Genomic DNA, 18,244 nt, shown 5'->3' with positions numbered 1-18,244 from the left:
CCACATGATCGAAACGATAGATTGGTGGCGTGTCAGCGCCCTTGGAAGCGGTCAAACAGACCATGCGAACGCGCTGGCCGCTGTACCTGGCCTCGATGCTGCTGGCGAATGCCTTCGGCGCGGTGCTGGTGTGGGCGTTCATCGAGTACGGCCTGCCGGTTCCCGAAGGCGAGCCGACCGGCGCCAGGCGCACCGGCCTGCTCGTGCCCGTCCTGGTGTTCATCACCGGCGGGCTGCTCAGCCTGCTCGCGTCCGCGTTGATGCTGCGCCCGGTGATGCGCTGGCAGGTGCGCGGCGGACCACCGAGCCGCCAGGAACAGATGGCCGCGCTGCACGCGCCGCTGCGGCAATCGATCGTGCACCTGGCGCTGTGGCTCATCCTCGGCGCGGTGCTGGCCACCCTGATCATCTCCAAAACACCCGAGCTGGCCGGTGCGGTGATCGTCACCCTGTGCATGGCCGCCACCATCGTGTTCGGCTTCACCTACATGCTCGGCGAACGGATTCTGCGCCCGGTCGCGGCGCAGGCGCTGACCGAGGGCACCTTCGATCACACCCTGACCCCCGGTGTCGGCACCCGGATGGCGATGACCTGGGGCATGGGCACTTTCGCGCCGACGATCGCGATCGTGCTGCTGTGCGTCACCCAGATCACCTCCGAGGTGAAGTTCTCGGCGCAATCGCTGGCCATCTCCATCCTGCTGCTCTCCGGCGTGGTGATCATGCAGGCGCTGGCGTTGTCCATGCTCACCGGTTCCAGCATCACCGACCCGGTGCGTCAGCTCAGCCAGGCCATCAACCGGGTGCAGGAGGGTGCGCGCGACGTTCAGGTGGAGGTGTTCGACGGCTCCGAGATCGGCCTGCTGCAGGTCGGTTTCAACCGGATGATGGAGGAGGCCGCCAAACGCCGTCAGCTGCAGGAGCTGTTCGGCCAGCATGTCGGCGAGGAAGTGGCGCAGCGCGCGCTGGATTACGGCACCGAACTCGGGGGCGAGACCCGCTTCGTGGCGGTGCTGTTCGTCGACATGGTCGGTTCGACCGCGACCGCCGCCGAGCGCCCGCCCACCGAGGTGGTGAGCCTGCTCAACGAGTTCTTCCGGATCGTCGTCGACGTGATCGACCGGCACCACGGGTTCGTCAACAAGTTCGTCGGCGACGCCGCGCTGGCCATTTTCGGCGCGCCGCTGGATCGCCCCGACGCGCCGACCGCCGCCCTGGCCGCCGCCCGCGAGTTGCGTGAGGCACTCCGCGAAGTCCCCGGCCTGGATATCGGCATCGGCGTGTCCGCCGGGCTCGCCGTCGCCGGAAATATCGGCGCGGCCAATCGTTTCGAATACACGGTGATCGGCGACCCGGTCAATGAGGCTTCACGACTGACCGAACTGGCCAAGGATCAACCCGGCCGGGTGCTCGCTTCCGGTAGCGCGTTGTATTTCGCCGACGAGAGTGAGCAGGACTTTTGGGTTTCCGGCGACGAAGTGCAGCTCCGCGGCCGGCGCCGGAAAACGCGTCTCGCCTGGCCCCGGGAGCTCGAGCTGTCGCACGTCGATGCAGACAGCGAAAAGGCGGGTTCGTTAGGCTGACCGCGTGACGGCCAACGGTGAACTAGTGGGCGAGCCCGCCCCGGGGCCGCCCGCTCCACCCCTGAGACCGGGCAGATTCCGCCGGCTCAAATGGGTGCTGGGGCTCGCGCTGGTCGCCGTGCTGGTCGCCGAAGGCATCTATCTATGGCCACGACTGCACGAGTCGTGGCGGAGTCTCAGCGAAATCCATTGGGGCTGGTTCGCCCTCTGTATCGCCTTGCAGGCAGTTTCCATGAGTGGATTCGGCGGGCTGCAGAAACAACTACTGAATGCCGGCGGGGTGCGGGTCTCGCAACGCCGCTCGGTCGCCGTCGTCTACGGCGCCACCGCCATGTCGGTCACTTTGCCCGCCGGACAGGTCTTTTCCACTGCCTTCACCTATCGGCAGACGCGCCGCTGGGGCGCCAGCCCGATCGTCGCCTCCTGGCAGTTGGTGATCTCCGGTGTCGTCGCCACCGCGGGTTTGGCGCTGCTCGGCGTGGGCGGCGCGCTGCTGGTCGGCAATACCATCGGCCCGTTCAAACTGATTCTGTCGCTGGCCGGCGTGGTGGCGCTGATCTGGCTCGGCAACTATGTCGCGAAACATCCCGGTGGACTGGAAGCGGCGCTGCGCCGACTGCTGGGATTCGCGAACCAGCTGCGCAAACGCCCGGCCGATCAGGGCATGGACAAGGTCAGCGAAGTATTGGGTCAGCTCGAATCGGTAGACCTGCGCAAACGCGACGGCGCACTGGTCGGAGTATGGGCGCTGATGCACCGGCTCGCCGACGTGGCCTGTCTCGGGGCGGCCTGCTACGCGGTCGGCGCCGACCCGCGCTGGGCCGGGCTGCTGCTCGCGTTCACCGCCGGAAAAGCGGTGGGCTCCATCCCGTTCGCGCCCGGCGGCATCGTCTATGTCGACGCGACCCTCATCTACAGCCTCACCGTGGGCGCGGGCCTGCCCGCCGCGCAGGCGGTCGCCGCCGCCTTCGTCTACCGCCTGGTGAGCTTCATTCTGGTGGCGATCGTCGGCTGGATCGTTTTCGCGTTCCTGTTCCGCACCCCGCAGGCCGAGGACGCCGAGTTCGAGAAGGAATTCGAACAACGCCGGATCTAGTGGCGGCCGCTGACGAAAGGTGGCGCCGGTCGGCGCGCTTTCGGGCCGCACTACCCTGACCCGGGTGAAGAAACTGGTGCCGCTGGTGGTTGATCTACTGCTGGTGATCCTGTTCTGTGTCATCGGGCGGCGCAGCCACGACGAGGCGGTCCTGACCGGCTTGCTGAAAACGCTGTGGCCCTTCGCGATCGGACTGGCGCTCGGCTGGGCGGTCGCCTACGCGGCGGCGGGCCGAATCCTCGACGGGGCCCGGTTCGAGGGAACAGCGCTGTGGCCCACCGGAATCCTGGTCTGGCTGGGCACCCTCGGTGGCGGCATGCTGTTGCGCGCGGTCAGCGGGCAGGGCACGGCGCTCAGTTTCGTCATCGTCGCGGCCACCGTGCTGGCGTTGTTCCTGCTCGGCTGGCGCGCCGCGGTCCGCGCGTTGAACTGACTCACGTCTCGGGCGAGGCCAGCGACTGGAGCATGCGGGCGGCCATCTTCGCGGTCATATCGCCGGAGTCGACGCTGTTGATATGGATGGCGAAGGCCAGGTCGCCCATGGTGGCGATGAGCCAGCCGTCCGAGCCCGCGCGCGCCGCGTACCCGCTGACGTCGCGAAACCCACGCATGCTTGCCATTTCGGGCGCGCCGGCGCCGTCGCGCAGCATGGTGCGCAGCCGGTCGGCGATGGGCCCGTGCAGTGGTTCGAGTTCGGCGTCGGTGACGCTGGGCTTGCCGGCTTCGATCATCGGTGCGGGCACCTCACCGCGCGCGATCGCGGCGGCGGCGATCGCCATGCCGAACGGGCTGGCCAGCACGGCGTCCGAGCCGCCGCCCTGTTTCACCTGTTCGGCGCTGCGTCCGGCGATGGCCAGGCGACCGGTCACCTCGTCCAATCCGGGCACCTGATAGTCGATGCCGATGCCCAGCCGGCTCGCCGCCTCGGCCGCCTCGGGCACCGTGATGTCCTGCGGCGCCTTGTTCTTGCTCACCGCGGCGATGGCCCGGAACAGTTCGATATTGCCGCCGACCGGGTAGAGCCCGGTGAACGCGACCGGCCCGTGCGCGCTGGCCTGGCTGTTCTGCGCGACCGCGACCACCGCGCCGCTGGACGGCTGGATCGCCACGATGGACGCGGGCGTCCCCACGCTGACCACCGCGTCCTCGGCGGCGCGCTGCAACCGCTGGTCCATGGTGGCGTGGATATCCGGGCCGGGCGGCCCCTGCTCCCCCGCCACCTGGGTGACGAACTTTCCATCCGGCTCGAAAATGTGCACGCCCCAGCCGGAATGCTGTTCCTGGTTGTCCTGCTGCACCTTGCGCAGCGCGTCCAGCATGGGCGACCAGACCCGGCGGTCGGAGGAGATGAGGCGCTGCTGCTTCTCCATCACCACCCCGGGGATCGGCGCCATCCGGGGTTCCAGAATTTCGAAGTCGGGTTCGCGCAGGTTGACCGCGACGACCGGCTTGCCCTGCGAGGACGAGAGTTGTTGGAGCAGCGAATCGCCGGTGATCAGCGGCGCGACCGGTTCGATGGCCTCGGCCAGGGCCTTCGCCGAGGCGGGCGGGTCGGGCATCTTGGCCGGATCCAGTTTGATGACATTGATCGGCTGCTCGTGCATGAGCGGCGCGCCGACCAGATCGACGACTTTCGGTGCCGGGGTCGGCGTGGTGCGCACCAGTTTCACGGTGCGGTTGTTCTGCAGTTGCGGCATGACCAGGCTGGGTTCCCAGGAGATCCGCCAGCCGATGGCGAGCTTGCGCACAGTGCCTTGGAGGCTATATCGCCAGTCCTTCTTCTCCCCGAAATTCCACTTGGCGTCCAGGCTGAAAATGCCCTCGCTGGAACCCAGGTTGATGAACTGGGATTTCTCGTAGTCGGCTTTGCCGGGCTGCAGCCCGTCGAACATTTGCTTCAGCGTTGCCGAAGCGGCGGTGGGATAGGACGTGAGTTGCGCGGCCTTGGCGTAATCCCGCTCGTCGAGCAGGTCGGTGAATTTGTCGACGACGGCTTCGGGTTCGTTCGGGGTCTGCTCCTCGGCGCACGAGACCGTGCCCAGTAATACAGCCGCCACCCCCGCGAGTGCCAATGCGCCGCGGACGCGAAAGCGGCGGGATCCCCACACATCCATGTCGCCCACTCTTCACTCTTGTCACTCCAGTAACAAGATCACCGTACCTGACAGAAACTTGCCCGCGCCGCCCTGCTGACTGCCGGACGTTACCCACGCTCAGCATCCAATTGTGCCCGATCAGCTCGGTTTCGCGGGGCCGATCATGAACGGTGTCCAGTCACAAGGCGATAACTGGCGCCGCCACGGTACCGGCCGAAACGGGAGTCTAGCGGTTCGGCGGAACCGCGGCGTTTCGATCGAACCGGGGCGACCGCACCCTTGGTGTACCCGCCCCGAAACCTGTTCACCCGAAGCAGAACCAGCCCGTTCGATTGCGACGTAATGTTGTAATCAATGAAACACTTCCGCGCTGAAGGGCTTCCGGCAGCGCCCAGTCAGAAGAAGGTGACTCCCCATGCGGCACGAACACCGGGGGCGTGGTTTCGGTAGGCCCGGCGGTTGGCAGCAGGCCGATCTGCCCGACCCGGCGGATGTCCCGGATTGGTTCGCCGGTCGTTTGCCCAGTGACTGGTTCACCGGGCCGCCCGTCATCGAGATCGATCGGGACGAGATCGTGGTGATCGGCGAGCTGCCGATGCCGAAGGTGGAAAAGACCACCCTCAGCAAGGATTCCGAGGTGGATCCGGAGGCGCCCACCGACGAGGTACCGCAGGCCACCAAGGAAGGCGCCATCTCCCGGTTCCGGGAATCGACCCGGCCCGCCCGGATGCAGATCGCCGGCGAAGCACAGCACCGCTACGGGCGCAATGTGGCGTGGGGCGTTTCGGTCGACGGCGAGCGCGTCCTCTTCACCAATATGTCGGTGCCCGTGATGACGCGGCTGCGCCAGCCGGAACGCAAAGTGCTCGACACGCTCGTCGATTCCGGTGTGGCCCGGTCCCGGTCCGACGCGCTGGCCTGGACGGTGAAGCTCGCGGGCAAGCACGCCGAGGAATGGCTGGAGGAACTGCGTTCGGCCATGCGCAAAGTCGACGACCTGCGCGCCGAAGGGCCCCAGGGCCTCTGAACTAGGGTTGGCCCATGCCTTCCCACGGTCCGATCCTGGTGCTCAACGGCCCGAACCTGAACATGCTCGGCACCCGCCAGCCCGAGGTGTACGGTGCGGCCACGCTCGATGACGTGGTCGCGCTGTGCGCGCGGACGGCGGCCCGGTTCGGGCGCGAGGTCGTCGCGTTCCAATCGAATTCGGAAGGCGCGCTGATCGATCGGATCCATCAGGCCCGCGGCGCGGAATCGGCGATCGTGATCAACCCCGGCGGACTCACCCACACCTCGGTCGCCCTGCGGGACGCCCTGGTGATTCCGGAGGTCCCGATCGTGGAGGTGCACATCAGCAATGTGCACGCCCGCGAAGAGTTCCGGCAGCACTCCTTCGTGTCGCCGATCGCGACCGCGGTGATCGCGGGCATGGGCATTCAGGGCTACGCGGCGGCCGTCGAATTCCTCGCCACCGGGCCGCTGCTCAGCTGACCCGGAAGACCGGGAATCCCGGGGCGATCGCCGCCAATTCGGCATCCGTCGCGTCCTTGGTGACGCCCTCGAAGAACTTGCCGACCTCCCAGCCCCAGCGCTTCAGGTAGAGCCGCAGCAGCGGCACCTTGTCGGCGTCGGGCACCTCGGTCGCGGTGAACGTCTCGGTTTTGCGGCCCAGGCGCAGTTCGCCGCCGCCGGCCACGCGCAGATTCCGCACCCATTGGGTCTGGCCGCGCGGGGCGACCAGGTAGCGCGCGCCGTCGGCGTCCACCATCAGATTCACCATGGTGGTCCGCCATTCCCCGCTCTTGCGGCCGCGCACCGCGAGTTCGCGCGAATTCAGCACGCTGATACCGAGTTTCGGCAACAGGTTGACGATTCGGTTCAGCATCGGTTCGAAACCGGCGGGGGCGATGTAGCGGGTGCTGGCGTTCATCTCGACTCCTATTGTGAGCACTGCTCTCTATTGCGATCAGTGTTCCACGCTGGTCGCCATTAAGTCAAGAGCAGTGCTCTCCCTTCCTGCGGGAGACGCTGGCCACGGTGCATTGTGGCTGCGAAATGTAGTAGCTATGCTACGAAAAATCACCAACCCGCAACAGGGAGAGAACCATGGCTGAGGGGGCGGGCGTAGCGCTCGACGTCGAACGGCTGCGCATGCGGTACGGCAGCACCGATGTTCTGAACGAAGTGACATTCCAGGCGCGCCGCGGCGAGGTGGTGGTGCTGCTCGGACCGAACGGCGCGGGCAAGACCACCACCATCGAAATCCTGGAAGGTTTCCGGATGCGGTCGGCCGGGCGGGTTTCCGTGCTCGGCGTCGACCCCGCCGACGGCGACGAACGATGGCGCGCACGGGTCGGCGTCGTCCTGCAATCATGGCGCGACCACGGCAAATGGCGGGTGCGCGAACTTCTCGACCACCTCGGCTCGTTCTATCTGCCCTACAGCACCGGCGAGGTCCGAAGGCCCTGGGACACAGATCAACTCCTGGGTCTGGTCGGACTCACCGAACAAGCCGGAGCCAAGATCAAGACGCTTTCCGGTGGCCAGCGGCGGCGGCTCGATGTCGCGATCGGCATCGTCGGACGCCCCGAGGTGCTGTTCCTCGACGAGCCCACCGCCGGCTTCGACCCCGAGGCCCGCCGGGAATTCCACGACCTGATCCACCGCCTCGCCGACGACCAGCAGACCACCGTGCTGCTCACCACCCACGATCTGGACGAGGCCGAGAAACTGGCCGACAAGATTCTGATCCTCGCCGGCGGGCGCATCATCGCCGACGGCTCCGCCGACGAACTGTCCCGCCGCATCGCCGGTGCGGCCGAGATCCGCTGGACCCGCGACGGTCAGCGTTTCGTGCACACCACCACCGAATCGACCGAGTACGTCTACGAGTTGTTCAAACAGCACGGTGCGGCGATCGGCGAATTGGAGGTGCGGCGTGCCTCGCTCGAGGACACCTATATGACACTGGTGCGGCGGTTCGAATCCGGCGAATTCGAGACCGAGGTACATAACCTGGAGGAGGTCAACCGATGAACGCCACCATGGTCGCGGTCCGCGCGGGCGGTCGCCGCGCCACGATCGAGACGCGGAACCTGTTCACCAACGTCGAAGACTTGATCGGCCTGATCTTCTTCCCGGCCCTCACCCTGATCGCGCTCTATTTCATGCGGAACGGGTCGTTCGAGGCCACGGGGCTGAAACTCGGCGCGCTGGCGCTGCCGAGCGTGGCGGGCTCGCTGATCGCGTTCAACGGGTTCTACGGAATCGCCAACTACCTGCTGCTGGACCGCGAAGACGGAACCCTGTTGCGCGCCAAGGCGATTCCGAACGGCACCGTCGGCTATCTGATCGGCAAGCTCGCCGCCACCGCGGCCATGGTGCTCACCCAGGTGGCCGGGGTGCTCGGCATCGGCCTGGTGATCGTCGGCGGTATCTCGCTGGACAGCCTGGGGCGCTGGCTCACCCTGCTCTGGGTGGTCGTGCTCGGCCTGCTCGCCGTCTTGCCGGCCGGAGCGATCATCGGCTCCTTCTTCGAGAGCGCGACCGGCATGTTCTTCCTGTCCATGCCGCTGATGGGACTGGTCGGGATCTCGGGCATCTTCTATCCGATCACCGGCTTGCCCGGCTGGTTGCAGGGTGTGGCGCAGGTGTTCCCGATCTATTGGCTCGGCCTCGGCATGCGCTCGGCCCTGCTGCCCGCCGACGCCGTGTCCATCGAGATCGGCCAGTCCTGGCGGCATCTGGAAACCGCTGCCGTCCTTGGTATCTGGTCGGTGCTGGGTCTCCTGATCGCCCCGATCGTCTTGCGCCGCATGGCCCGCCGTGAATCGGGGTCCGTGGTGGCGGAGCGCCGGCAGAAAGCGATGCAGCGTGGCTTCTGAGGTCATCTACAACCGGATCGCGATGCTGCGGGCCGAACGCGGGATCTCCCGGCGCGAACTGGCCGACGCCCTGGGCGTGCATTACCAGACCATCGGCTATCTGGAGCGCGGCGAATACAGTCCCAGCTTGCACCTGGCGCTGCGTATCGCGTCCTACTTCGAGGTAGCGGTGGAGGTCGTCTTCTCCACCGACCCCTTCCCGCGCCTGGGTTCGGCCACCGAATCAGCCTGAGGAGCGGGCGCCGCGAATCAGTTCGTAGGTGGGCACGGCACGGCCCGCGGCTTCGCTGGCGGCGATCGCCTTGCGCCAGAACATGTTCGCGGCTTCGGTGAGGCCGGTGTCGACGCCGGCCGCGGCGCCGGTGGCGATGACATGCTCCGCACCCGCCGCCATCATGCGCAGGTTGGCCAGGTCACCCCAGCCGCCCGCCCGCGCGGCCGCGGCCATCCCGGCGTAGAAGTCGTCCGCACCGTTCAGTGCCCGCTGGGCGTAGGGCAGGAAACGGGCGATGTCTTCGCCGGAGCCTTCGATCGTGGCAAGAGCCTGTTCGAAGCCGAGCAGCCACGGCAGGAAGACGGTCAGCACCGCCTGGTAGTAGAGCTGGGCCAGGCCGTCGTCCGCGCCGAGATACTCCTGGGAGCCCAAGGGCCGCAGCAACTCCCGATGTTCGTCGAACACCTCCCGCGGACCGCTGTAGAAGATGTAGGACGAGGGCAGGGTGAGACCGTCGCTCTGGGCCATGACGCCGCCGCACAGGAACTCGGCGCCGTGCGAGCGGACCCAGGCCCCGGCCGCACGGGTGACGGCCGGAGCATCCGAGGACAGATTGACGATGACCTTGCCCGGCAGGTGCTCCACCGCGGGGGTGAGCACGTCGTACATGGCCGCGTAGTGGGTCAGGCTGAGGACGACCACCTCGGACGCGCTCAGCGCCTCGGCGACCGTCCGGGCCCGGCGCGCCCCGAATTCGACCATGGCTTCGGCCTTGTCGGGGGTGCGGTTCCAGACGGTCACCTCGACACCGGCCGCGAGCATTACCTCGGCCATGGCCTGACCCATCGGGCCCAGACCGATCAGGGTGACGGCGCGCCGGTGCCGCGTCATACTTTGCGACCGCCCAGCAGCTGGTAGACGGACACGGGTTCGCCGGCCGCCTCGGTGGCCGCCACCGCCCGGCGCCACAGGGCCTGCGCGGCATTCGAGAACACGGGGTCGACGCCGGCTTCCGTGCTCGCGTCGATGATGTGCTGCGCGCCGGCGTCCATCATCTTGAACGAGGCCAGGTCGCCCCAGCCGCCCGCCTTGGCCGCCTGCACCGACACCTCCATGAAGTGCGGGTACGCCTCGCTGGAGCGCTGCGCGAAGGGCAGGAACTGGTCGATGTCGTGACCGGCGTTCGCGATGGTGGCCAGGGCCTGGTCGAAGGCGATCAGCCAGGGATGGAAGGTGATCAGCAACGCCTGGTAGAAGACCTGGGCCAGACCGTCGTCGGGGCCGAGGTACTCCTGCGGGCTCAGCGGCCGCAGCAGTGTGGCGTGCGCGTCGAAAACCTCCTTCGGGCCGCTGTAGAAGATGTAGGACGCGGGATGATCGATCACGTCACCGGCGGACATCACGCCGCCGGAGATGAACTCGGCGCCGTGTGACCGGACCCAGGCCGCACCCGCACGAGCCTTCTCCGGCGAGTCGGAGGAGAGGTTGGCGATCACCTTGCCCGGCAGGTGATCCAGTGCCTGGCCGAGGACGTCGTACATCGCGGCGTAGTGCGTCAGGCTGAGCACCGTCACCTCATTGGCGTCCAGCGCCTCGGCGACGGTCGCCGCTCGCTTGGCGCCCAATTCGACCATCGCGTCGACTTTTTCGGTGCTGCGATTCCACACCGTCACCTCGACGCCGGCTTTCAGGAAAGCCCGGACCATGGCCTGGCCCATCGGGCCGAGCCCGACTACGGAAACGGAGTGGGCGGTGGACTGCTCGGACATTGTGTGTCCTTTCGGTTGTTCGCTGGATGCTGGAATCGATGGTTATCCGCGCAGGTAGAGTCGACAAGACCGCACTTCGAGGTAGGGCTACTAACCTCGAGGTAGGCAATCAGCTCAGGAGGACGCAATGACGACGAGCAGTGACGCGGATCACGACGTGTGCGGCATGACGGTCGCGATCGATGTCGTCGGCGGCAAATGGAAACTCCACCTGATGTGGGTCCTGGGCACGGGCCCGCAGCGCTTCGGACAGATCCGCCGGCTGCTCGAGGGCGTCAGCGAGAAGGTTCTCGCGGAGAATCTCCGTCAGCTCGAATCCGCCGGCATCGTGCACCGCGAGGTCTTCCCCGAAGTTCCGCCGCGCGTGGAGTACTCGCTCACCGACCTCGGCCAGGAACTTCGCGTCGCTCTGCTTCCCTTGGAAGCCTGGGGCGACAGACACCGCCACGAACTCCTCGGAAACCTGCTCGCGTCCGCCAGCTGACCTCCGAATTCCTGCCCGGCAATTCATCCCCGGGTGTCCACAACACAAATGTGGTATGACCCGTTCATGGGATGCCGCATGAGTGAACTTGTCCTCGATTGCGTCGATGCCGAAGAGCTGGCGCGGTTTTGGTGTGCGGTGCTCGAATACCGCGTGCTCGATCGGGACACCGACGGGAGTATCGAGATCGGGCCCGCCGCCGGGTTCGGTGGGCCGCAGCCGACCATCATCTTCAGCCCCACGGAGCAGCCGAAGCGCGAGAAGCTGCGGCTGCACTGGGATGTGAGTCCGACCGACGTCGATCAGGAAGTCGAGTTGGCGCGGCTGCTCGCCCTCGGCGCGCGCCGGGTGGATGTCGGCCAGGGCCCCGACGTGTCCTGGCATGTGCTGGCCGACCCCGAGGGCAACGAATTCTGCCTGCTGCGGGCGCAGGTGCCGGTCTAGGTCGGCAGCTGCTCGGTAGCGATCCGGCGGCCGACCTGCTGGAGTAGCGCCGCCGCGTTCGACATGGATCGGGCCGGGTCCGGTTCCAGGTCGGCCAGCGCGTAGCAGGCGGTGAAACCGGCGGCACGGATCTCCGCCGGGGCCAGGGTGGTGCGTCCGGCCGCGGCCACGACCGGGACCTCGGCGGCGCGGGCCACCGCGCAGACACCGATGGGTGCCTTACCGTGCAGGCTCTGCGCGTCCAGCGAGCCCTCGCCGGTGATCACCAGGGTGGCTTTGCCGACCAGAGCGTGGAAATCGAGAAGGTCGAGAATGACCTCGATGCCGCTGCGCATCCGCGCGCCGAGAACCGCCAGTGCGCCGAAGCCGGCGCCACCGGCCGCCCCGGCGCCGGGCTGGTCGGCGTAGTCCGGGCCCACCAGACCCGACCAGTTCTCCAGTGCCGCTTCGAGAATCGCCAGATCGTCGGCGGTGGCCCCCTTCTGCGGGCCATAGACCGCGGCCGCACCCGTGGGGCCGAGCAGCGGGTTGTCCACATCGCAGGCCAGGGTGAAACGTGTTGCGGCGACCCGGGAATCGAGACCCGAGCGGTCGAACGCGACCGCCTGCGCCAAAGCTGCTCCGCCCAGCGGCAATTCACGCCCGTCGGCGTCCAGCACCCGGGCCCCGAGTGCCTGAAGCAGACCGGCGCCGCCGTCGGTGGACGCGCTGCCGCCCAGACCGATGATGATCTCGGCGGCCCCGCGAGCCAGTGCGTGGGCGATGACGACACCGAGGCCGTAGGTGCTCGCGCCGAGCGGATCGGGCGCGTCCGCCGGCAGTCGCACCAGCCCGACGACGGCGGCGAGTTCCACCACGGCGATGTCGTCGCGCATCGCGTAGGCGGTGGCCTCGGGCACGCCGGTCGGGCCCGGCGCGGTCAATTCGACCCGCTCCCAGCCGGCGGCCACGAACGCGTCCACCGTGCCGTCACCCCCATCGGCGACCGGCAGTTCGGTGATCTCGGCGTCGGGCCGGACCACGGAGATGCCCGCCGCGAGGGCCGCCGCTGCCTCGCGGGCGGTCAGCGAGCCCTTGAACTTGTCCGGGGCCACCACAACTCGAGGGGAGATCTCACGTGCCATGACCACATTCTGTCGGCCGAGACCGGAGTTACGACCACCCCGGCGAGCAGAAACCGGCACTTCTTTTCGAAGCGGTGGCTCAGGGCTTGGGCAATGGGGCCTGGTCGGCGGCGGTGATGGTGACCTGACCGGTGCGGAGATAGGTCATGACCGCGTCGTCGAGGACGGTATTGCCCCGGCCGAAGGTGCCGTGGTCCCCGCCCTCGACCGTGATCAGGGAACCGTGCAACGCGCGGGCCAGGGCGGGGCCGCCCTCGAATTTCGTCAGGGCGTCGTGCCGGCTCTGCAACAGCAGCGGTTTGGTAGGCAACTCGCCGCCGGTCACGGCCACCGGTTCGGCGACCGGCTCCCAGGCGCCGCAGGCCGCGCCGGAGCGGACCATGTCGGCGCGGGCGTCCATGGCGTTGCCGCCGGTGGCGATGGTGCCGACGGCGGCGGCGAGAAGTTCGGGTTTGCCCGGGATCGCGTTCTCGTTGCAGGTGATCGCGGCGAAGACGAACCGGCCGGTGGGGTCGGTCGCGGTGATGCCGGCCAGGGCCAGCAGCCGCGCGACGTTCGCCGGGTCGGTGCTGGCCTCGGACATCGCGCGGGCGAACGCGGGCCAGAAGGTCCGGGTGTAGGTGGCCACCGCGGTGGCCCCGACCATCGGGGTCTGCGCCGAGGCGCCACCGGAAAGCAAAGTGCGAACCAGGTTTTGGACCTTACCGGCCTGTTCCGTCGTGAGATTCACACCGTCGCGGGCGATCTCGGCGAGCGGCGCGGGCAGCGCACCGGGCAGGTCGCCGACGCCGGCGGGTGGCGGGGTGAGGTTGGCGTACCAGCCGCCGCCCTGCGCGGAGACCAGCCGCACCCAATTCTCGTAGACCTGGAGCGGGGTCTCGCCGAGGCGGTACTCGCTGTTGTGCTCGGCGATCCAGGTGAACAGGTCGTCGAGCCGTTGCTTGCCCGCGACCTGCTGCTGGGCGAACTCCTCGGTCCAGACCCAATCCGGATGCACGTTGGAGTCCAGGACCATGCGATCGACGCGCTGCGGGAACAGCGAAGCGTAGACCGCACCGAGGTAGGTGCCGTAGGAGATGCCGAGGTAGTTGATCTTGTCGAGACCCAGTGCCGCGCGCACGGATTCGAGATCGCGAGCGGTGTTCTCGGTGGTGATCGTGTCCAGGTAACCGGGCTGCGCGGCCTCGCAGGCTCGCTTCACCTCGTCCCGGCTGCCGTCGCTCAGCGCAACCTGCTCGCCGTCGGCGATGTCACCCGCGGCCCGGCAGGTCAATGGGGTGGCCCAGCGCAATCCGCGCGGCTGCACCGCGAACCGGTCGTAGTCGGTGGCCAGTTCGGCGGGCAGCGCGGTGCCGCGTTTGCCCCAGTAGTCCAGGGCGTCCGCACCCGGACCGCCCGGGTTGACGAAAATGGCGCCGCGGCGGGCGCCGGTGGCCGCGATCCGGCTGACGGTGAGGTCGATGCGCGGGCCGTCGGGCTTCGAATAATCCATCGGCACGCTGATCACCGCGCACTGCACGCCGCGCTCGGCGGTCACCGAACCCGTTGGGCAGGAGCCGAATTCGAGTCCGGGCGCGGCTTGCGCGGCTCCGGTGACGATCGAACCGCCGAGCAGTCCGGCAGCGGTGACCAAACCCACTACCCGCGGGAGCGCCCGCACCGCTGAATTCCGCATACTCTCGTACCTCCGCCGGGCCGCCGCTGGTGGAGCGCATGGCGCGACCAAGAGCATTCTGTGCACGAGGGGTGCCCGTAGACAAGTCGAGGCGGGTCATTTCACACATGAGTTAACGATTCGCGTTGCGAAGCATCGCGAATCGGTGATCTCAGAGTAGCGTCGACCTATGGCCCTCCCGCCGTCCGACCACCACCCCACATCGAATCGCTCCGCGATGCCGCAATTCCGGGTGCGCAACAACACCCAGTTGGAACGCTTCGAGATCTCGGTCGACGGCGCCCTCGCCGGCTGGGCCGAATATCAGGACACCGCCTCCGAGCGCGCGTTCGTGCACACCGAGATCCAGCCGCAGTACGCGGGCCACGGTTACGCGACGTTATTGGTCGACGCCGGTTTGCGTACCAGTCGCGCGGAGGGTTTCGGCATTCTGCCGATGTGCCCGATGGTGCGCAACTATGTGGAGACCCATCCCGAGTATGTCGCCTCGGTGCCCGCGTGGGCCCGGCAGCGGATGGGCCTGCCTCAGTAGTTCGCGACCGCTCCATCGAGCGCAGCCTGCAGATCCGTGCGGACCAGCCGCGCGATTTCGGCGGGCTTGGCGGGCAGCTCGAAGATCGGGTTGCCGAAATAGAAGCTGGCCGACTTCGCCTCCTCCTTGGTCGGCGTGACCGCCGGATCGGCGCGCGGCCCATAGCTGAGCCCCAGACCGACCAGCACCGGCTGCGCGCCGAGCTTGTGCGCCCGGAACGCGATGTGCCCGACCCCGCTGCCCACCGCCTGCACCTGGGTCGGGTCCACCTCATTACAGGTGCCCTCGGGGAAAATCGCCAGATGCTCACCGCGCGCCAACCGTTGCGCGCAGATATCCATCATCAATTGTCCCGCCGCGTTCACCGCGCGCAAACCGTGGTCCTTGCCGCGGAACACCGGAATTCCGCCCATCATGTCGACCTTGCGGCGCTGCTCGGGTTCGACGAACAGTTCGTCCTTGGCGAGCACCCGCACGCGCCCGATGATCGGCCGCAACGCACTGCGCCAGGCCGCGGCCGCCACGGTATAGGGATCGCTGTGCGAGAGATGGTTGATCGCGATGAGCATCGGCCGACCCGATTTCACCAGCGCCCGCACCTGATCGCGCGCGCCGGGCGCATAACTGATGCGCGGGCGGTAGCGTCGGCCGAGTAGGGCATAGGCCGCCATGGCTTTCAGCCGATTCTGCTGGTGTCGCAGATAGAAGTCATAAACAGCGTCGCTATTTTCGAGAATGACCTCGGGCGGTTCCATAGGGCGACTCTACTTCGCCGCGGCGGACGCGACCGGGCTACCGAAACGCCGGGGCTCCAGACCAGTGCGGATCGGGGTGACAGCTGCGAGAATGTCCGGGTGGCACGCGCAGACGAACCGGACGAGCGGAGAACGCACGGCGGTGGTGACCGCCGGCGGCGCGACTTCCGGCACAGCGAGCAGCCGGTCCGGGCGGGCACCTTGCTGGTGTCCTCGACCGACCTGGTCGAGCCCACTTTCCGGCGCACCGTCGTCTACATCATCGAGCACAACGACGGCGGCAGTCTGGGCGTGGTGCTGAACCGGCCGAGCGAGACCGCGGTGCGTGATGTCCTGCCGCACTGGGCGGCCACCACCGCCGCACCGCACAACCTGTTCATCGGCGGGCCGGTGAAACGCGATGCCGCACTATGTCTCGGCACGCTCAGAGTCGGGGCGTCCATCGGAGGGGTGCCGGGCTTACGCCGCGTCGACGGACGGGTGGTGCTCGTCGATCTCGATTCCGATCCGCGTCTCGTGGCGCCCTTGCTGGAAGGCATACGGATTTTCGCGGGTTACGCGGGCTGGACTTTCGGGCAACTGGAGGGCGAGCTGCAGAACAACGATTGGATCGTGTTGTCCGCCTTGCCTTCCGACCCGATCTCTACCGGCCGCCCCGATCTGTGGGCGCACGTGCTGCGTCGCCAGCCGCTGCCCTTGGCGCTGCTGGCGACGCATCCGATCGAGCTGGAACGTAATTGACGATGTAGTTCAGCGGCCTTGCTTGCGGAACAGCGACTTCGACCACAGGTAGCCGCCGCCGGCGATCACGGCGCACCAGGCGAGCGAGATCCAGCCGCTGTTACCGATTTCGGTGCCCATCAGCAGACCGCGCACCGTCTCGGTGAACGGGGTGAAGGGCTGGTATTCGGCGAACTGGCGCAGCACCATCGGCATGGTGTCGGTGGGCACCAGGCCGCTGCCGAGGAACGGCATCATGATGATCGGAAACGGCATATTGCTGGCGCTTTCCGGGTTCGGCGCGACCAGTCCGAACGCCACCGACAGCCAGGTGAACGCGAAGGTGATCGTGCTGAGCAGACCGATCGCCGCGAGCCACTCGATCGGGCTGGCCTCGGGACGCCAACCGGCGAGCAGGCCGGCGCCGGCCATCGCGGCCAAACCGAGCAGCGATTGGATCAGGGTGCCCAGAACGTGACCGGTCAGGATGGCCGACTGGGAGATCGACATACTGCGGAACCGGTTCACGATGCCTTTGGTGACATCGGTGGACACCGAAACCGCCACGGCCGCGGTCAGATACGCCGGGAGCAGCAGCAGCATGCCGGGCGTCAGGTAATTGATGTACTTGGTGCCTCCGCTCGCTCCCGCCTCCAGCGCACCGCCGAAGACGAAGTTGAAGATGAAGAGCAACACCACCGGCATCACGACAACGCTGATGGTCAGGGACGGATAGCGCTTGGCGTGCAGGAGATTACGCCGCAGCATGGTCATGGAGTCGGCGAAAGCGGTGGACATCGAGATGCCCTTGGGCGGCGCCACGGCAGCGGTTGTCATTACACGGTCTCTTTCTCGTCAGCGGTGGAATGTCCGGTGAGGGTGAGGAATACGTCGTCCAGGGTCGGCGTCTGCACGGACAGACCTTCGACCTCGATCTGCTCGTAGTCGAGCCGGTCCAGGACAGCGCGCAGCGACTGCACGCCGCCGTCGCTCGGCACGGCGAGGTGCAGGTCGTCGCCGTTGAGCACGTGCGCGTTGCCCAAGGCGGCCGAGGCCCGCTCGAGTGCGGCGCGGTTGGTGAATTCCAGGCGGATGTGCCCGCCGGGGACGAGGCGCTTCAGTTCCGCCGCGGTGCCTTCGGCGACGATGCGACCGTGGTCGAGCACCGCGATCCGATCGGCGAGCTCATCCGCTTCCTCCAGGTACTGGGTCGTGAGGAAGACGGTGACGCTGTAGTCGTCGACCAGGTTGCGGATGATCTCCCACATGCCGCGACGGCTGCGCGGGTCCAGGCCGGTGGTGGGCTCGTCGAGGAAGATGATGCGCGGGTCGCCGACCAGGGTCATAGCCAGGTCGAGGCGCCGTGTCATACCGCCGGAGAAAGTCGAGGCCTGCTTGTCGGCAGCTTCGACGAGGTCGAAGCGTTCCAGGAGTTCGGCGGCGATGCGCTTGCTGTCCTTACGGGGCAGGTGGTGCAGATCGCCCATCAGCAGCAGGTTCTCGCGAGCGGTGAGCAATTCGTCGACCGCCGCGAACTGGCCGGTGACGCCGATGGCGGAGCGGACCGCGTTGGCTTCGGCGACGACATCGTGCCCGCCGACCCGGATTTCGCCGCCGTCGGCGCCGATCAGGGTGCTCAGGATCTGCACCGTGGTGGTTTTACCGGCGCCGTTCGGGCCGAGCAGCGAGTAGATGGTGCCCTCGGGGACGACGATGTCGATCCCGTCGAGTACGACCTTGTCTCCGTAGGACTTTCGCAGGCCCTGTGCGGAGATCGCGGGGAAGCGATGACCATTCGTCATGGGTGTTCCTTTCCGAAAATTTCATTAGTGCATGCGAATACGCGCATGCTTAAGCCGCACCGCACC

Annotated in this window: 21 protein-coding genes; 12 read left to right on the top strand and 9 right to left on the bottom strand. The window is 67.5% G+C overall.

All coding sequences use genetic code 11. The annotated features are described in order from the left end of the window. The first annotated feature begins 62 nt into the window (after positions 1-62). The 3 genes from BJ987_RS06640 to BJ987_RS06630 all read left to right on the top strand — a co-directional run bounded on the left by BJ987_RS06640 (position 63) and on the right by BJ987_RS06630 (position 3,112). On the top strand, positions 63-1,583 hold the full coding sequence (locus BJ987_RS06640) for an adenylate/guanylate cyclase domain-containing protein (RefSeq protein WP_209897947.1): 1,521 nt from the start codon (positions 63-65) through the stop codon (positions 1,581-1,583). A 4-nt stretch (positions 1,584-1,587) separates the two neighbouring features. Beyond that, on the top strand, positions 1,588-2,679 hold the full coding sequence (locus BJ987_RS06635; protein WP_209885666.1) for a lysylphosphatidylglycerol synthase transmembrane domain-containing protein: 1,092 nt from the start codon (positions 1,588-1,590) through the stop codon (positions 2,677-2,679). Positions 2,680-2,743: 64 nt separating this feature from the next. After that, complete coding sequence (locus BJ987_RS06630) at positions 2,744-3,112, top strand: DUF3054 domain-containing protein (protein ID WP_209885665.1); 369 nt, start codon at positions 2,744-2,746, stop codon at positions 3,110-3,112. Position 3,113: 1 nt separating this feature from the next. Here the strand turns inward: BJ987_RS06630 and BJ987_RS06625 are convergent, their stop codons facing one another. Then, the gene (locus BJ987_RS06625) at positions 3,114-4,793 is read right to left on the bottom strand and encodes an NTF2-like N-terminal transpeptidase domain-containing protein (protein WP_209885663.1); all 1,680 of its coding nucleotides are present in this window, start codon (positions 4,791-4,793) and stop codon (positions 3,114-3,116) included. A gap of 397 nt (positions 4,794-5,190) precedes the next feature. Between BJ987_RS06625 and abmR the strand changes: the two genes are divergently transcribed. Then, complete coding sequence (abmR, locus tag BJ987_RS06620; protein WP_209885661.1) at positions 5,191-5,802, top strand: ATP-binding transcription factor AbmR; 612 nt, start codon at positions 5,191-5,193, stop codon at positions 5,800-5,802. Positions 5,803-5,816: 14 nt separating this feature from the next. Then, a complete protein-coding gene (aroQ, locus tag BJ987_RS06615) occupies positions 5,817-6,266 on the top strand; it encodes a type II 3-dehydroquinate dehydratase (RefSeq protein WP_209885659.1) in 450 nt (149 codons plus the stop codon). Here aroQ and BJ987_RS06610 read toward each other — a convergent pair. After that, positions 6,259-6,705: a nitroreductase/quinone reductase family protein gene (locus BJ987_RS06610; RefSeq protein WP_209885657.1), complete on the bottom strand. Its 447-nt coding sequence runs from the start codon at positions 6,703-6,705 to the stop codon at positions 6,259-6,261. The two genes, aroQ and BJ987_RS06610, sit on opposite strands and share 8 nt — an antisense overlap. A 176-nt stretch (positions 6,706-6,881) precedes the next feature. Between BJ987_RS06610 and BJ987_RS06605 the strand changes: the two genes are divergently transcribed. Genes BJ987_RS06605 through BJ987_RS06595 form a run of 3 tightly spaced genes read left to right on the top strand, consistent with a single transcriptional unit; the run spans position 6,882 to position 8,891 of the window. Beyond that, positions 6,882-7,811, top strand: coding sequence for an ABC transporter ATP-binding protein (locus BJ987_RS06605; protein ID WP_209885655.1), 930 nt, complete (start codon positions 6,882-6,884; stop codon positions 7,809-7,811). Continuing rightward, positions 7,808-8,659 carry an ABC transporter permease gene (locus tag BJ987_RS06600; RefSeq protein ID WP_209885653.1) on the top strand — a complete coding sequence of 284 codons (852 nt, stop codon included), beginning with the start codon at positions 7,808-7,810 and terminating at the stop codon, positions 8,657-8,659. Before BJ987_RS06605 ends, BJ987_RS06600 begins: the two co-directional genes overlap by 4 nt. Then, complete coding sequence (locus tag BJ987_RS06595) at positions 8,649-8,891, top strand: helix-turn-helix transcriptional regulator (protein ID WP_209885651.1); 243 nt, start codon at positions 8,649-8,651, stop codon at positions 8,889-8,891. The genes BJ987_RS06600 and BJ987_RS06595 overlap by 11 nt, the downstream gene beginning before the upstream one ends. Here BJ987_RS06595 and BJ987_RS06590 read toward each other — a convergent pair. After that, positions 8,883-9,764: an NAD(P)-dependent oxidoreductase gene (locus BJ987_RS06590; RefSeq protein ID WP_209885649.1), complete on the bottom strand. Its 882-nt coding sequence runs from the start codon at positions 9,762-9,764 to the stop codon at positions 8,883-8,885. The two genes, BJ987_RS06595 and BJ987_RS06590, sit on opposite strands and share 9 nt — an antisense overlap. Continuing rightward, the gene (locus tag BJ987_RS06585) at positions 9,761-10,642 is read right to left on the bottom strand and encodes an NAD(P)-dependent oxidoreductase (RefSeq protein WP_209885647.1); all 882 of its coding nucleotides are present in this window, start codon (positions 10,640-10,642) and stop codon (positions 9,761-9,763) included. Before BJ987_RS06585 ends, BJ987_RS06590 begins: the two co-directional genes overlap by 4 nt. A 127-nt stretch (positions 10,643-10,769) precedes the next feature. On the opposite strand from BJ987_RS06585, the gene BJ987_RS06580 reads away from it, so the two are divergent. Together BJ987_RS06580 and BJ987_RS06575 are read left to right on the top strand one after the other, a co-directional pair. Beyond that, positions 10,770-11,126: a winged helix-turn-helix transcriptional regulator gene (locus tag BJ987_RS06580; protein WP_209885645.1), complete on the top strand. Its 357-nt coding sequence runs from the start codon at positions 10,770-10,772 to the stop codon at positions 11,124-11,126. Positions 11,127-11,192: 66 nt separating this feature from the next. Beyond that, positions 11,193-11,570 (top strand): VOC family protein, encoded by a 378-nt coding sequence (locus BJ987_RS06575; protein WP_209897945.1) that lies wholly within the window; start codon positions 11,193-11,195, stop codon positions 11,568-11,570. Here BJ987_RS06575 and BJ987_RS06570 read toward each other — a convergent pair. Both BJ987_RS06570 and BJ987_RS06565 read right to left on the bottom strand, forming a co-directional pair. Beyond that, positions 11,567-12,694 carry a glycerate kinase gene (locus BJ987_RS06570; RefSeq protein WP_209885643.1) on the bottom strand — a complete coding sequence of 376 codons (1,128 nt, stop codon included), beginning with the start codon at positions 12,692-12,694 and terminating at the stop codon, positions 11,567-11,569. The genes BJ987_RS06575 and BJ987_RS06570 overlap by 4 nt on opposite strands. A gap of 79 nt (positions 12,695-12,773) precedes the next feature. Next, positions 12,774-14,369, bottom strand: coding sequence for an alpha/beta fold hydrolase (locus BJ987_RS06565; protein ID WP_209885641.1), 1,596 nt, complete (start codon positions 14,367-14,369; stop codon positions 12,774-12,776). Between the two features lie 169 nt (positions 14,370-14,538). Here BJ987_RS06565 and BJ987_RS06560 point away from each other — a divergent pair, with 169 nt between their 5' ends. After that, complete coding sequence (locus BJ987_RS06560; protein WP_307869517.1) at positions 14,539-14,901, top strand: GNAT family N-acetyltransferase; 363 nt, start codon at positions 14,539-14,541, stop codon at positions 14,899-14,901. On the opposite strand, the gene BJ987_RS06555 is transcribed toward BJ987_RS06560, so the two are convergent. Continuing rightward, positions 14,895-15,656 carry a lysophospholipid acyltransferase family protein gene (locus BJ987_RS06555; RefSeq protein ID WP_209885639.1) on the bottom strand — a complete coding sequence of 254 codons (762 nt, stop codon included), beginning with the start codon at positions 15,654-15,656 and terminating at the stop codon, positions 14,895-14,897. The genes BJ987_RS06560 and BJ987_RS06555 overlap by 7 nt on opposite strands. A 99-nt stretch (positions 15,657-15,755) precedes the next feature. Between BJ987_RS06555 and BJ987_RS06550 the strand changes: the two genes are divergently transcribed. Beyond that, the gene (locus BJ987_RS06550; protein WP_209885637.1) at positions 15,756-16,397 is read left to right on the top strand and encodes a YqgE/AlgH family protein; all 642 of its coding nucleotides are present in this window, start codon (positions 15,756-15,758) and stop codon (positions 16,395-16,397) included. A 9-nt stretch (positions 16,398-16,406) separates the two neighbouring features. On the opposite strand, the gene BJ987_RS06545 is transcribed toward BJ987_RS06550, so the two are convergent. Further along, the gene (locus BJ987_RS06545) at positions 16,407-17,213 is read right to left on the bottom strand and encodes an ABC transporter permease (RefSeq protein ID WP_209885635.1); all 807 of its coding nucleotides are present in this window, start codon (positions 17,211-17,213) and stop codon (positions 16,407-16,409) included. Further along, positions 17,213-18,178, bottom strand: coding sequence for an ATP-binding cassette domain-containing protein (locus tag BJ987_RS06540; protein WP_209885633.1), 966 nt, complete (start codon positions 18,176-18,178; stop codon positions 17,213-17,215). Before BJ987_RS06540 ends, BJ987_RS06545 begins: the two co-directional genes overlap by 1 nt. Positions 18,179-18,244: the final 66 nt, after the last annotated feature.

It is taken from the genome of Nocardia goodfellowii (assembly GCF_017875645.1).
Taxonomy (GTDB): Bacteria; Actinomycetota; Actinomycetes; order Mycobacteriales; family Mycobacteriaceae; genus Nocardia; species Nocardia goodfellowii.
The sequence above is the reverse complement of the archived record's forward strand: the minus strand, read 5'-3'. Positions and strand labels throughout refer to the sequence as shown.

Bases quoted from the DNA above. Each gene is read 5' to 3' on its own strand.
- BJ987_RS06640 (WP_209897947.1), top strand. From the start codon at position 63: ATGCGAACGCGCTGGCCGCTGTACCTGGCCTCGATGCTGCTGGCGAAT.
- BJ987_RS06625 (WP_209885663.1), bottom strand. From the start codon at position 4,793: ATGGATGTGTGGGGATCCCGCCGCTTTCGCGTCCGCGGCGCATTGGCA.
- abmR (WP_209885661.1), top strand. From the start codon at position 5,191: ATGCGGCACGAACACCGGGGGCGTGGTTTCGGTAGGCCCGGCGGTTGG.
- aroQ (WP_209885659.1), top strand. From the start codon at position 5,817: ATGCCTTCCCACGGTCCGATCCTGGTGCTCAACGGCCCGAACCTGAAC.
- BJ987_RS06610 (WP_209885657.1), bottom strand. From the start codon at position 6,705: ATGAACGCCAGCACCCGCTACATCGCCCCCGCCGGTTTCGAACCGATG.
- BJ987_RS06605 (WP_209885655.1), top strand. From the start codon at position 6,882: ATGGCTGAGGGGGCGGGCGTAGCGCTCGACGTCGAACGGCTGCGCATG.
- BJ987_RS06600 (WP_209885653.1), top strand. From the start codon at position 7,808: ATGAACGCCACCATGGTCGCGGTCCGCGCGGGCGGTCGCCGCGCCACG.
- BJ987_RS06590 (WP_209885649.1), bottom strand. From the start codon at position 9,764: ATGACGCGGCACCGGCGCGCCGTCACCCTGATCGGTCTGGGCCCGATG.
- BJ987_RS06585 (WP_209885647.1), bottom strand. From the start codon at position 10,642: ATGTCCGAGCAGTCCACCGCCCACTCCGTTTCCGTAGTCGGGCTCGGC.
- BJ987_RS06580 (WP_209885645.1), top strand. From the start codon at position 10,770: ATGACGACGAGCAGTGACGCGGATCACGACGTGTGCGGCATGACGGTC.
- BJ987_RS06575 (WP_209897945.1), top strand. From the start codon at position 11,193: ATGGGATGCCGCATGAGTGAACTTGTCCTCGATTGCGTCGATGCCGAA.
- BJ987_RS06570 (WP_209885643.1), bottom strand. From the start codon at position 12,694: ATGGCACGTGAGATCTCCCCTCGAGTTGTGGTGGCCCCGGACAAGTTC.
- BJ987_RS06565 (WP_209885641.1), bottom strand. From the start codon at position 14,369: ATGCGGAATTCAGCGGTGCGGGCGCTCCCGCGGGTAGTGGGTTTGGTC.
- BJ987_RS06560 (WP_307869517.1), top strand. From the start codon at position 14,539: ATGGCCCTCCCGCCGTCCGACCACCACCCCACATCGAATCGCTCCGCG.
- BJ987_RS06555 (WP_209885639.1), bottom strand. From the start codon at position 15,656: ATGGAACCGCCCGAGGTCATTCTCGAAAATAGCGACGCTGTTTATGAC.
- BJ987_RS06545 (WP_209885635.1), bottom strand. From the start codon at position 17,213: ATGACAACCGCTGCCGTGGCGCCGCCCAAGGGCATCTCGATGTCCACC.
- BJ987_RS06540 (WP_209885633.1), bottom strand. From the start codon at position 18,178: ATGACGAATGGTCATCGCTTCCCCGCGATCTCCGCACAGGGCCTGCGA.